Source organism: Streptococcus oralis (assembly GCF_901543815.1).
Taxonomy (GTDB): Bacteria; Bacillota; Bacilli; order Lactobacillales; family Streptococcaceae; genus Streptococcus; species Streptococcus oralis_CM.
In genome coordinates, this window is the sequence record NZ_CABEIU010000002.1 from 1,529,848 (window position 1) to 1,542,500 (window position 12,653).

8 protein-coding genes, 9 tRNA genes and 2 pseudogenes (1 of these 19 running past the window's edge) are annotated in these 12,653 nt (G+C 38.8%); 3 read left to right on the forward strand and 16 right to left on the reverse strand.

The features are described from left to right. Nucleotides 1-52: 52 nt before the first annotated feature. The 6 genes from FQT28_RS07695 to FQT28_RS07720 form a co-directional block, all read right to left on the reverse strand. Nucleotides 53-1,246, reverse strand: coding sequence for an O-antigen ligase family protein (locus FQT28_RS07695; RefSeq protein WP_038804468.1), 1,194 nt, complete (start codon nt 1,244-1,246; stop codon nt 53-55). 132 nt (nt 1,247-1,378) lie between these two features. Further along, nucleotides 1,379-2,821 (reverse strand): sucrose phosphorylase, encoded by a 1,443-nt coding sequence (gtfA, locus tag FQT28_RS07700; protein WP_143989878.1) that lies wholly within the window; start codon nt 2,819-2,821, stop codon nt 1,379-1,381. Between the two features lie 206 nt (nt 2,822-3,027). Continuing rightward, nucleotides 3,028-3,861 carry a carbohydrate ABC transporter permease gene (locus tag FQT28_RS07705; RefSeq protein WP_143989879.1) on the reverse strand — a complete coding sequence of 278 codons (834 nt, stop codon included), beginning with the start codon at nt 3,859-3,861 and terminating at the stop codon, nt 3,028-3,030. A gap of 16 nt (nt 3,862-3,877) precedes the next feature. Then, nucleotides 3,878-4,750 (reverse strand): carbohydrate ABC transporter permease, encoded by an 873-nt coding sequence (locus FQT28_RS07710; RefSeq protein WP_143989880.1) that lies wholly within the window; start codon nt 4,748-4,750, stop codon nt 3,878-3,880. Nucleotides 4,751-4,768: 18 nt separating this feature from the next. Continuing rightward, a complete protein-coding gene (locus tag FQT28_RS07715; protein ID WP_143989881.1) occupies nt 4,769-6,019 on the reverse strand; it encodes an extracellular solute-binding protein in 1,251 nt (416 codons plus the stop codon). Nucleotides 6,020-6,031: 12 nt separating this feature from the next. Next, nucleotides 6,032-8,194, reverse strand: coding sequence for an alpha-galactosidase (locus FQT28_RS07720; RefSeq protein ID WP_143989882.1), 2,163 nt, complete (start codon nt 8,192-8,194; stop codon nt 6,032-6,034). Between the two features lie 107 nt (nt 8,195-8,301). Here FQT28_RS07720 and FQT28_RS07725 point away from each other — a divergent pair. Both FQT28_RS07725 and birA read left to right on the forward strand, forming a co-directional pair. Further along, a pseudogene (locus FQT28_RS07725) lies at nt 8,302-9,163 on the forward strand (AraC family transcriptional regulator). Continuing rightward, entirely contained in the window at nt 9,160-10,098 is a 939-nt protein-coding gene (birA, locus tag FQT28_RS07730; RefSeq protein ID WP_143989883.1) for a bifunctional biotin--[acetyl-CoA-carboxylase] ligase/biotin operon repressor BirA, read from the forward strand. Before FQT28_RS07725 ends, birA begins: the two are co-directional and overlap by 4 nt. 104 nt (nt 10,099-10,202) lie before the next feature. Here the strand turns inward: birA and FQT28_RS07735 are convergent, their stop codons facing one another. Next, on the reverse strand, nt 10,203-10,826 hold the full coding sequence (locus FQT28_RS07735; protein ID WP_260663480.1) for a hypothetical protein: 624 nt from the start codon (nt 10,824-10,826) through the stop codon (nt 10,203-10,205). A 254-nt stretch (nt 10,827-11,080) separates the two neighbouring features. On the opposite strand from FQT28_RS07735, the pseudogene FQT28_RS07740 reads away from it, so the two are divergent. Continuing rightward, nucleotides 11,081-11,742: pseudogene (locus FQT28_RS07740) on the forward strand (transposase family protein). A 47-nt stretch (nt 11,743-11,789) separates the two neighbouring features. Here the strand turns inward: FQT28_RS07740 and FQT28_RS07745 are convergent. The 9 genes from FQT28_RS07745 to FQT28_RS07785 form a co-directional block, all read right to left on the reverse strand. Next, nucleotides 11,790-11,877: transfer RNA gene (locus FQT28_RS07745), tRNA-Ser, on the reverse strand. Nucleotides 11,878-11,943: 66 nt separating this feature from the next. Next, nucleotides 11,944-12,031: transfer RNA gene (locus tag FQT28_RS07750), tRNA-Ser, on the reverse strand. Nucleotides 12,032-12,037: 6 nt separating this feature from the next. After that, a tRNA-Ile gene (locus FQT28_RS07755) sits at nt 12,038-12,111 on the reverse strand. A gap of 34 nt (nt 12,112-12,145) precedes the next feature. Then, nucleotides 12,146-12,216, reverse strand: a tRNA-Gly gene (locus tag FQT28_RS07760). Between the two features lie 15 nt (nt 12,217-12,231). Next, nucleotides 12,232-12,304 (reverse strand) — tRNA-Phe (locus FQT28_RS07765). A 3-nt stretch (nt 12,305-12,307) separates the two neighbouring features. Beyond that, nucleotides 12,308-12,381 (reverse strand) — tRNA-Met (locus FQT28_RS07770). 12 nt (nt 12,382-12,393) lie between these two features. Beyond that, nucleotides 12,394-12,483, reverse strand: a tRNA-Ser gene (locus FQT28_RS07775). 11 nt (nt 12,484-12,494) lie between these two features. Beyond that, a tRNA-Ile gene (locus tag FQT28_RS07780) sits at nt 12,495-12,568 on the reverse strand. A gap of 13 nt (nt 12,569-12,581) precedes the next feature. Further along, nucleotides 12,582-12,653 (reverse strand) — tRNA-Met (locus FQT28_RS07785); it runs 2 nt beyond the window's last position.

Genomic DNA, 12,653 nt, shown 5'->3' on the forward strand with positions numbered 1-12,653 from the left:
CCAACAAAAAAGACCTCCTACCTAAAGTAGAAGATCTCTAATCTTGATCAACTTAATCTGTCATTTCGGACACCAGTGTTCGATGTTCCAGTGGTAGACTGCACATAATTAGCAAGAAGATGAATCCTGACTGAATCCAAAAGAGAGCCAAGTCAAAAATTCCATGTACAGCAACTACTGTAAGGAAGGAGAGATAAAGACCGATAATTGGTCGTTTACCAGACTCCTGACTCATATCCATCATCATGTGAACCGGAATCACCGAAGAAATGGATAGGAGAATGGTTCCAATCAAACCATAACTTAAAATAGTATCGATGTAAAGACTATGCGCGTGTTCGTGGTAAGGTGCATGAATTCTCGGATAGGAATTCATATAGGTCAGCGGACCCTCACCCCAGATCGGATTTTGCTTAAACAAAGTCATACCCGCATTCCAGATTGAAACACGCTCTTCCATTGAAGAATCTAGGGTTCCCATACGGACACCCAAATCGCTTGAGAAGAGGAAACAAAGGCCAATCCCAAAAACTCCAATACTGAGCCAGAAGGCGCGCCAGTTTTTAATGGTTGTAAAGAGATAAATGATGGCACCAGCAATGATGGCAGGAAAGGCTGTTCTATTCTGCGTAAAATTCAAACCAAATAGATTCACAAAACCTGCTAGCACACAAAAGATTTTCAACCATCTCAACTTCGTCGTTGTAAAGAGGTAAAAGGCAATCATGATACAGAAGCAACAAATGATCCCATAGTAGTTAGGATTAAAGAAGGTGACCTCTGCACGGTTCTGGTGCCATACTTGCATATTGGGCGAAAGAAAGGCATAGTTAAATTTCTTTACAATTTGGAAATGCTCCAAGGTAGCAAAAGCCGCAGAGAGCACACTACCAAACAAGATTGTCTGCAGTATCAGTCGAAAGAAAGCATGTGTCAGACGTTTCTGGTAATAACTAAAGAAAACGAGGAAGAGAAACATCAGTAAAGATGCAACCAATCCAAGCCAGTTCTTGGCGACGATAGAGATGATACTACTGTAGGCAATAAAAAAGAGAAGTACAGGATGTTTGGCCAATCCTTTGATAATTCCCTTCATCTCCCCAGTAACAAGTAAACCTATCAAATATAAAGCAAAGAGAGCTAAGAACAAATAAAAAGGTAAAAAGATACTTATGATCATCAAATACAAAAAGAAATCTTTTTTCGAAAGCCCTCTTATCTTATCCAGTAATCCAATTGATTTCAAAACGGATCCTTTCTGTTCTGGATTTCTCCAGAAGATAAATGCTAAACTATCTTTATATTCTACCATTTTTTCCGTCATTTGGGAACAATGAACACGTTTTCGTCACAAAAAAACTGTTTCATTAATATAGCACTAGAACTGAATTTTTCTGCTGTTTTCTAATACTTGATAGGTCTGACTTTGCAAATCAATTTCTGCTACTGCTGTTACGGACTTGTCTTTATTTTGACGTTTGATTACAATGCTGTGAGCTGTTGGTGTTTCAATGTCAATAGTCCCTTCTAGGTCAAAGGCCTCTGATTGATTACGGAAAGAAAATAGATTGAGAAGAGACTTCACCACAGGACGTTGAACTTCTTCTGCTATTTCCTCATTGCTATAGTAATGACGATTAATATTTCGACCTTCTTTGGTTTCTTCTAATAATTTCAAGTCATTTTTTCCTGCTAATAGACCCACATAGTAAACCTGAGGAATGCCTGGAGCAAAAGCTTGAATCAAACGAGCGAGGAAGTACTTGACATCATCATCTCCGAGCGCAGAATAGTAGGTTGAATTGATTTGGTAGATATCTAGATTGTTATACTCTGCACTAGAGTACTTACGTTTGACATTCGTTCCAACCTTATAGAGCTCATTTGAAGCATAGTCAATTTCATCATCTGTCAGGATATCCTTGACATCCACCACTCCAATCCCATCATGGGTATCTAGAGTCGTAAATTGCTTCATCGGGCTCATCTTTAACCACTTAGCCAAACTCTCTGTTCTGGAACTGTAAAGAGTATAAAGGGTCACCATTGGAAGGGCAAAATCGTAAACATAGTAATCATGGTCCGCTATTTTAAACTGAATCGAATAGTGTTCATGAATCTCAGGTAAGAGCTCTGCACCGTATTCAGCTGCTATATCCCGGACCTTATCCAATAAGTCCCAAATATCTGGTTCCACAAAGAAATCATTGGTATCCAATTTCTTCACTGCATAAGCAAAAGCATCTAGGCGAATCAAATCACACCCGTTACTTGCTAGATGTTGAATCGTCTTACGGATGAAGGCCATCGTTACTTCTTTGGTCACATCAAGATCAATCTGCTCCTCACCAAAAGTATTCCACAAATGTTCTACTGAACCATCTGCAAAAACAATCTCTTGCTTTGGTGCACGATCCTTACGCTTGTAGATTAAATCTACGTCAGACTGTGTCGGACGGTTCTCTGGCCAAAACTTATCCCAGTTTAAAAAGAGATCTTTAAATTCACTGGCTTCATGTTTTTCTTGATAGTCCTTATAATACTTGGATTGACGAGAAATATGATTAATCATAAAGTCAAACATAAGATAATATTTCTCACCTAAACGCTTAACGTCCTCCCAATCACCAAAAGCTGAATCCACTTCATCATAGTCAACTGGCGCAAATCCACGATCACCTGTTGATGGGAAAAATGGTAGAAGGTGAACTCCTCCAATAGCATCACCAAAATGCTCTTCCAAATTCTCATACAAGTCTTTAAGGTTATTTCCAAGACTGTCTGAGTAAGTAATCAACATAGTTTTATTTTGAATGGTCATAGATGGTCTCCTTTTTCTGATGAAAGCCAAGTCTTATATGACCTGGCTTCGTAAATGAAAGATATTTTTAGATTTTTGTTCACATTGAACTCGTACTAATATAGACTGCAAGCAATTAAGTACTACTTTCTTGTTTTCTACATAGAATTGTCAATAAGCTGAACCGTTCGTCTATGTATGGAATTATAGATTCCCTAAGGACTTTCTTACTTCACTGCCCCGTTACTCATTCCTGAAATGATATGTTTTTGGAAGATGAGGTAGACAATGGTTATCGTTACAATTCCCACAATATAAGATGCAAAACTTGGGCCATAGTCATTGAAGTACTGACCTTGGTAGTTGTATTGGAAAAGTGGCAAAGTCCACATCTTGGAATCCTTATTCAGAATCAAGAGTGGCAACATAAAGTCATTCCAGAACCAGAGAGCATTGATAATCAAAGTTGTCGCATGCATGGGCTTCAACATTGGAAAAATGATTCGACGATAAGTTGTAAAACGAACAGCCCCATCAATTTCCGCAGCTTCGTCCAAACTATCTGGTATACTGATTTTAATATAACCAACATACAAGAAGAGAGTCTGTGGAATTGCATAAGTTAGATAGAGTATTACCAACCCCCACATATTTGCTAGACCGAGTTTACTCATCATAACTGTGATGGGAATCATAATCACCTGAAATGGAACAAATATCCCTAAGATCAAGAGCGAATACATAATTGCAAAGGCTTTTTTCTTGGACATATTTCGAGCAATGGAATAAGCTGCAGCTGGTATAAAGAAAGCTACTACAATCAATGATAACACCGTAATAACAGCTGAATTCCAGAAATAGCCTCCAATTCCATCCGAAATCAATCGTTCATAATTACTCAACGTAAAAGGATTGGGCAAACTAAAGAAATGATTCATGATATCCTTAGTTGTCTTGAAAGAACTAAATACCGTTACCAACAAAGGAACAAGTATAAGAATACCACCGACTATCAAGAGGACATATTTCCAAAACTGATTCAATTTTTCTTCTTTTTTCATGTGTAGGACTCCTCTATTAGATTTCAAATTTCTTTGATAGCTTGATTTGGATAAGAGAAACAATTCCAATAATTAAGAATAAAATCAAGGCAATTGCATTCGCATATCCATATTGATTACTCTTGAAAGCATAGTTGTATACTAAAAGTCCAAGAGACGTTGTAGCATTATTTGGACCACCACTCGTCAACGCAAAAATCTGGTCAAAGGCTGTCAAACCGGACTTAAGAGCCAAGATAAAAACCATAGAGATCGTTGGCAATAAATAGGGCAATTCAATCTTCCAAAAGGTTTGTTTACTTGTTGCACCATCAATTGATGCTGCCTCTAAAATATCATTTGGAATACTCTGAAGACCAGCAAGAAAGAGAATGATTGGCATTGCTACTCCTTGCCATAGAAGAACAAAAATAGTTGCCACTACCGCTCCGACAGGTGTTCCTAATAGGCTCTCTTGTAAAAAACCAATCCCTAAAATTCTTCCAATCGTTGGAAGACCATAGTTGAAGAATTGTTTAAAAATCAAGGAAACTGTCAAACCAGACAAAACAGCTGGGAAAAAGAACCACGCTCTAAAGAAGGTCTGCCCCTTCATCTTAGAATTTAAGGCTCGTGCCACAACCATCCCAATTGTAATCTCACCAACAATCAATGCCAGAGTTAAAATCAAAGTAAAGGCTATGGCTGTGAAGAATTTCCCATCAATCATCAGCAATTTGTAGTTATTCAAACCAACAAATTTATAATTATAGGTCAATCCAGTCCAGTTAGTCAAACTATAGAAAGCACCTTGTACCATTGGAAAGTAAAAGAAGATAGCTTGTAAAGCAAGCGGGATAAGCAAAAATGTCCAACCCCAGTATTTATTTAAAAATGTTCGAATAGCCATATCATCTTAACTCCTATTCTAGTCCAAATCTGCCTTCATTGGATTAAAGAAAGCATTGAGATTGTTTGCCATATTTTTCAGATTTTTATCCATCAGGTAACCTGCACTTAGATTAAAAAAGTCTTCTTCAGAGTTCCAGCGTTGGCCCAACCAAACATAATGTTTGTCCGTAAATGCCAGTTTAGAAATAGCTGCAAGCGCTGAATCTTCTTTTTCCTGTATGCCTTTTACCGCAACAGGTGATCCATCTACATCATAGTATGACTGCATAGCTTTTGGACTAGTCATATAGCTGATAAATTCTTCGGTTCCCTTAGGGTGTTTGGTAGTAGCTGAAGTTGATAATGCCATGTCCCCTGCACCAACAGTGACTTCTTTTCCTACTTCTTCTCCAGGAAAGGTAAACATCCCCACCTCAAATTTTGGATCCTGTTGATTAATTGCCGCTAATGCCCATGATCCTTGTGGCATCATCAAGGCTTTTCCACTCGAAAATGCTACCACCGCATCATTATAAGAGGCACCACGCCAACCATCTTGAGCATTATCTGCTAATAAATCGAGTCGTTCTGCATCTGCTTTTAAAATAGCATCATCTGCAGAGATAGCGTTTGGTTTTGAAAAGCGAAGGTAGTTATTAGCCGCGTCTCCACTACCTGTAATAGTAATGAGAGAAAGTTGGTGGTAACCATTTAATGTCCAGCCTTCATTGCCTGCAACCGCAAACGGAGAATTTCCACTATCTTTTATCTTTTTAACAATCTCTTGAAACTCTTTAAAAGTCTTCGGTTCCTCAAGCCCTAATTCTTTAAACTTCGTTTTATTGTAATAGATTCCATAAAGGTTGGCCGTTAAAGGCACACTATAAATCTTGTTATTGATTGCATACTTTTCGGCATAGTCATTCTTGATGTTCTCAAGATAGGATTTCCCTGTCATATCTGCAAAATAACCTGCTTTCGCCCACTCCTGAAAATCCATATTTTGAGGGTAGATATTGACAATATCTGGCACGTCCCCTGATAAAACACGCGTTTTTAGGACAATACCTGCTGCGGGCACTGTTGTCAACTTCACATCAATATTAGGATATTCCTTCTCAAAATCATCCACTATTCTTTGCAAAGTATCTGCCATCTCGGTCTTCTGGTTAAAAAACTCAATCGTTACCTTGCCATCAGTTGACTCCTCTTGACTATTACAAGCTGACAGTCCCAAAAGGCAGAGTCCTGTAGTAGCAATTAAGCTCATCTTTTTATACCATCTCATGATTTTATCTCCTTATCTTCTAATGAAATGTAACTGCCTGCTGAGATAATCTCCCTGCGGAAGCTTCATAGTAATACCCGCATACATGAGTTCTGCACCTGAGTAAACTACACCATTTTCCTGTAATTCATACCGTCCCTCTTCATCCAAATCTTTTAACTTTAAAGTTGTTTCCATTGTTTCCACAACTGATAGGACTCGGACGTAGGTTACAATCGTTTGATTTCCATAGTTAAATTGTACAGCTGCTTCATTGGATGCAGCATCGGGATTGATTAACCTATACTGGTTTCCCAACTGGACTACTGGCCGCACTTCTTTATACAAGTTCACCTGATTAGCAATCTCAGCCTTCTCTTCATCTGATAAACTTGTCAAATCAAGCTCATAGCCCAGATTTCCCATCATTGCCACATGACCACGAGTTTCCAATGGTGTCATTCGTCCCATCTGATGATTTGGTACTGCTGACACATGAGCCCCCATAGAAATGGTTGGATAGAGATAGGATGATCCATACTGTATAGGTAAACGTGCTATGGCATCAGTATTATCACTAGCCCAGACTTGTGGGAAATAACGCATCATACCAAGATCATTTCTGCCACCGCCACCAGAGCAGGACTCAAAGAGAATATGGCCGTGCTTCTCTGTCAGATAAGAAACAAGTTCATAAAGCCCCAGCATGTACTGATGAGATTGCATCTGGGTTTCCAGATAAGCTGAACCATTCCCCAGATTAGTAATATTACGATTCATATCCCATTTGATGTAGTCAATCTTATGATGAGAGAGGAGTTCATCTAAGACATTTTTCAAATATCCTACTACCTGAGGATTGACAAGATTAAGTACTAACTGATTTCTAGAATAGGTATGCTCATACCCTGAAACCTGAATAGCCCAGTCAGGATGTTTACGATACAAATCACTATCTACAGAAATCATCTCCGGTTCTAACCAAAGCCCAAACTGCAAACCTCTTTCATGGATCGCTGAAATCAGACTTTCTAGGCTTCCACCCAGTTTTTTCTCATTAACAACCCAATCACCTAAAGCACGATTATCATCAAAGCGATTGCCAAACCACCCATCATCTAATACAAAAAGTTCAATTCCAACTTTCTTAGCCTCATCTGCCAATTCTAACAGTTTTTCTCTCTGAAAGTCAAAGTAAGTTGCTTCCCAGTTATTGATTAGAATTGGACGTTCTTTTTTAGAAAACTGACTTGGCATAATGTGCTTAAGTACAAAATTTTGACTTTCATGGCTAATACCAGTTAATCCCTTATCTGAATAGGTCACTAAAGCTACCGGTGTTTCAAAATTTTCCTCAGGATTTAACTTCCAAGAAAAGTTTTCTGGATTAATCCCAATAGCCACCCGAACTTCATTCAACTGATTCTTTTGAACAAAAGCTTCAAAGTTTCCACTATACAGTAGTTGCAGGGCAAACACATTCCCAGCATCCTCTGTGACTCCTTGATCACATAAGAGAAGAGCTGGTGTTTGAGCATGCCCAGAAGCTCCACGGTTCGAACTAATCGAAAAAATTCCTTGTTCTACCTGTTGACGTCGAACAGTCTTTTCACGAGCATAAGCTCCCTGTAAAGTCACTATTTCGTAAGCCGCAGCGGGAAAATCAGCCATAAAAGAAAAGTTCTTGTGGATGACAACTTCCTGATTACTATTATTTTCCAATTTACTGTAGCTAGCAATTGTCGCATCATTATCAAAAACTGTATAATACAAAGTCAGACTAAGCTTAGCTTGAGGATCTTTTAAAATCAAGACAAGAGTCTCTGTATCATCCATGCTGTGAGGAGAAGGTAAGCCCTGTGGACCATTCTGACCTTTTAAAATCTTTGCTTCTACAAATCGAAAGTCTGTTACTTCAGTTGCATCGTGCTGAACCTGTAAAGTTGGTTTCCTAAAATCACCCAAACCATGTTGTCCAAAAATTTGACGTTGCGTATCCAAACTAAAAGTTCGATTAGTAGCTGTTGGATTAGGTGAAAAAGCATGATCGCGTTCATAAACACTATTGGCACCTCTATAGTTCTTAATGGTCTTTCCTAAATGTTTTAATAATAAGAACCCATCCCTATTTTCAATAATCAAACTTAGACCTTTACTCTCAACGTAAAATAGATTATTCTCTATTCGAACTCCCATATATTTCACCTCTTCGATTTCTTGATAAAATTTTATCAAATAAAAGCGCTTTCTAAAATAGAGAAATGTCTACAAAGTATGGTAAAATGTTAGGTAGGAGGTGGCCCATGCTCGTTTTTTCAGAATACCAGACTGGAACAATTGATCTTTCTCTTAGCTTCTACGGTTATGAAGAATGCACGCCCAACTACTCTTTTGGCCCAGCTATTCGAGATACCTATGTACTCCATTACATTACTAAAGGAAAAGGTCAATTCCATTATAAGGGGAAAATTGTTGATTTAAAGGCAGGAGATTTCTTTTTACTAAAACCAGATGAATTAACATTCTATCAAGCAGATAGCCAGGATCCTTGGGCTTACTACTGGTTGGGGATCACTGGAGGGAGGGCACCTGACTACTTTGCTCTATCTCAAATTTCTGACCAATCCTACCTCATCCAGTCAAATAACTGTCATACACAGACAACTGCAAAACTCGTTGATAGTATTGTCCGCTTCGCTCAGATAACAAAATCAAACGAACTAGCACAACTCCATATCATGGGGCAACTTCATGAATTAATGTTTCATTTAGGAACGATTGCTCCTAATCAGAAAAAAAAAGAATATTTCATCAACCCACCAACTCTATCTTGACTGCAAACGATTGATAGATAGTCACTACCCTCAATCACTCACAATTCAAGATTTAGCAAAAGAGCTATCGGTTCATAGAAGTTACTTAACTAGTGTATTTAAAGAATTTCACCAACTCTCTCCAAAAGAATATTTGCTTTTCGTTCGAATGAACCGTGCGCAACAGTTACTAGAACATACCAACGAAACGATCAAAGTCATTGCATACTCCGTGGGTTTTTCAGATCCACTACATTTCTCAAAAGCCTACAAACAGTTTTTTCATAAATCACCGAGTCAAACTCGAAAAGAACTCTCTCACTCCCTCTTAGCTAGAAAGGAAAATCAATGAAATCACACCGACTAGTCTACCAAATATTAGCTAGAGAAAACGACTATGTTAGCGGAGAAAAAATTGCAGAAGAACTGTCGTTAAGTCGTACATCCATCTGGAAAGCAATCCAACGCCTCCAACAAGAAGGGCTCGTGATTGACAGTATTAAAAATAAAGGTTACAAACTTATTCAAGGCGATTTGATCCTACCTGATTTGATTCAAGAGAAAACCAACTTAATCATTCTCTACAAACCTGAGACCAAATCAACACAAACAGATGCAAAAGAAGGGATTGAAGCTGGAAACAAAGGAAATACACTCTATCTTTCAACCTGTCAAACAGCAGGTCGTGGTCGCTTTCAACGCCCTTACTACTCTCCTGCTCAGGGAGGTATTTATATGTCATTACATATTCAGCCAAATCTCGCCTATGACCAGCTTCCTGCCTACACATTACTTACAGCAGGTGCCATTTACAAAGCTATTAAAAACCTCACCTTGATTGACGTGGGTATCAAATGGGTAAATGATATCTACTTTAAAAATAAAAAAATAGCAGGTATCCTCACCGAAGCCATGACATCCGTGGAAACAGGCCTAGTAACAGACGTCATTATCGGCGTTGGAATCAACTTTGCCATCAGGGATTTTCCCAAAGAGATAAAAGAAAAAGCTGGAAGTCTCTTTACACCACCAGCTCCTATCACACGAAACGAACTAATCTCAGAAATTTGGCGTTGTTTCTACCAAACAGCACCCGAAGAACTACTCTATCTTTATAAAGAACACTCTCTTGTTCTAGGAAGAGAGGTCAGTTTTATCCAAGATCAGACTGAAAAAAAAGGAGTTGCCAAAGACATCTCCGACAAAGGACAACTCCTTATTCAGCTTGATGACCAGACAGAAATCTGGCTTAATAGTGGTGAAATCTCACTCACTAGCTGGACTTAACAAACAGCACTATATGATGTCTAGAACCTCATCTAGCAAGCATATAGTGCTTTTTGAATGTAGAAAGTAACAGATATATAAATAGCTGGCTTCCTACCAACACTTTACAGGTTAATAGCTTTCGAAGCATTCTTTTTATATGCCGTGCTATGTACCAAAGAAACCCCATAGCAGTGATTTTCGTGTCCAAGCATGACCAATGGAAGTGCAAAAACTTTAACAGCATACAAAAGCAGCCAAAACATAAAGACTTTAGCTTTTATATTCACCAAATTTTTACTAAACATCTCGTACAAGAACCATGCATTTAAAGCCATATTGAAGAGACTTGCTAACGTTGCTGAGACTATATTAGTTTTCAATTTTGGATGATAACATTTAGCCACATATAAGGCCAATATTGAAATATTATAAAGGCAAATCGGTTGATAATTTTTCCTATAAATAACCAGCGTCTTACGATTATAGAACAGGAAACCATGAGGTCCACGATGATATTCATTGATCCAGACATGGCTAAGACCTTTAATCTCATCCCAAGCTACAAATAAATCAATTTTTCTTAGATAAATTCCAGTTTTATGGATTAAACACTTCCATTTGAACATGAAAGATAAAAGAAAAGTAAGGAGCAAAACCGCAACTGTAACAATCTTCAACTCCTCTTGCCCGATAGTCAAAGATAGGTTAAAAAAGCAAATTTGCGCTTTTTTTGCATCTAAGATCATTGAAATCACAGTTAGAAATACTACAAAGATAAATAGTATAAATCTATAAAAAATACTATGAAATTTTACTCCATTTTTCATCTCGATTATCCCCAGCCACTTAAAGTCCCTAACCCTAGTATACCACTAAATCTAGTCTATTTATGATTTTTTCTAGTATGAAAGTTAGTGAAACGGCATTAGATAATAGAGCTCTATAATTCTGTAGTGAGTAAAACCACTATGAGATTATGGAGCCTATTTTGTTGGCTTGAATTGTCAAATTAAGTGCACATTTTATCACAAACCTACTTGATATTAAAGACCCTAACATCAAGAGTGTAGATATTATCAATATGGATCCCCCAAAAGGAAATCACTGAAGAAATATGATTTTCAAAAAAAATCTAAAATCCCTTATCTAGAATGTGCGGGATACAAAATTCTAATTCGTCTAAGGAAACGGCGCTTCCGCTGTAAAGTCTGTAAAAAAATGGCTGTCGCAGAGACTCCCTTAGTCAAGAAAAACCACCAAATCGCTCAAAAATTAATCGAGAAAGTTCCTATGACGGTCATCGCTGAAAGCTTGGCTATCTCCACAGACCTGAAGAAACACTATAATCTCTATCAGCTCTTGCTTTTTAACTTTCAGAACAAGGAGGCAGAGAATTTTTTCGAACTCATTGAAAATAATCTCAAGCAGGTTCATCCTCTTTTTCAGACTGTCTTTAAAACCTTCCTCAAGGATAAAGAGAAGATTGTCAACGCCCTTCAGTTACCTTATTCCAACGCAAAATTGGAAGCGACTAATAATCTCATTAAACTCATCAAACGAAATGCCTTTGGTTTTCGGAACTTTGAAAACTCCAAAAAAAGGATTTTCATCGCTCCCAACATCAAAAAAGAAAGGACGAAATTCGTCCTTTCTCGATCTTAGCTTTTCTTCAACCCACTAGAGTTGATAAAGGTTCTCAAACTGTATCACGGAGAATGGGGGATTCGAACCCCCGCGCCAGTTACCCGACCTAACGATTTAGCAAACCGTCCTCTTCAGCCTCTTGAGTAATTCTCCAAAATATTTAATTAATAGGTATAAGTTGATTTAAGCTCCTACACTCGCTTTATAGCTCTCTGTATACGGAGAATGGGGGATTCGAACCCCCGCGCCAGTTACCCGACCTAACGATTTAGCAAACCGTCCTCTTCAGCCTCTTGAGTAATTCTCCTATTAATGGGCACGAGTGGACTCGAACCACCGACCTCACGCTTATCAGGCGTGCGCTCTAACCACCTGAGCTACGCGCCCAAGTTAAAAACTTGGTAATTTGAACAAAGTTCAAAGCGGGTGACGAGAATCGAACTCGCGACAACAGCTTGGAAGGCTGTAGTTTTACCACTAAACTACACCCGCATAACCATTATAAAATGGCGCGAGACGGAATCGAACCGCCGACACATGGAGCTTCAATCCATTGCTCTACCAACTGAGCTACCGAGCCAAATTGCGGGAGCAGGATTTGAACCTACGACCTTCGGGTTATGAGCCCGACGAGCTACCGAGCTGCTCCATCCCGCGTTAATAATAAAAAGGAGGATGTGGGATTCGAACCCACGCACGCTTTTACACGCCTGACGGTTTTCAAGACCGTTCCCTTCAGCCAGACTTGGGTAATCCTCCAAAATATACAATGGACCTTGTAGGACTTGAACCTACGACCACTCGGTTATGAGCCGAGAGCTCTAACCAGCTGAGCTAAAGGTCCAACAAGATCTTTATAGCGGCGAAGGGGATCGAACCCCCGACCTCCCGGGTATGAACCGGACGCTCTAGCCAGCTGAGCTACACCG

Coding starts and splice junctions, on each gene's coding strand:
- gtfA (WP_143989878.1), bottom strand. CDS start 2,821: ATGACCATTCAAAATAAAACTATGTTGATTACTTACTCAGACAGTCTT.
- FQT28_RS07705 (WP_143989879.1), bottom strand. CDS start 3,861: ATGAAAAAAGAAGAAAAATTGAATCAGTTTTGGAAATATGTCCTCTTG.
- FQT28_RS07710 (WP_143989880.1), bottom strand. CDS start 4,750: ATGGCTATTCGAACATTTTTAAATAAATACTGGGGTTGGACATTTTTG.
- FQT28_RS07715 (WP_143989881.1), bottom strand. CDS start 6,019: ATGAGATGGTATAAAAAGATGAGCTTAATTGCTACTACAGGACTCTGC.
- FQT28_RS07720 (WP_143989882.1), bottom strand. CDS start 8,194: ATGGGAGTTCGAATAGAGAATAATCTATTTTACGTTGAGAGTAAAGGT.
- birA (WP_143989883.1), top strand. CDS start 9,160: ATGAAATCACACCGACTAGTCTACCAAATATTAGCTAGAGAAAACGAC.
- FQT28_RS07735 (WP_260663480.1), bottom strand. CDS start 10,826: ATGATCTTAGATGCAAAAAAAGCGCAAATTTGCTTTTTTAACCTATCT.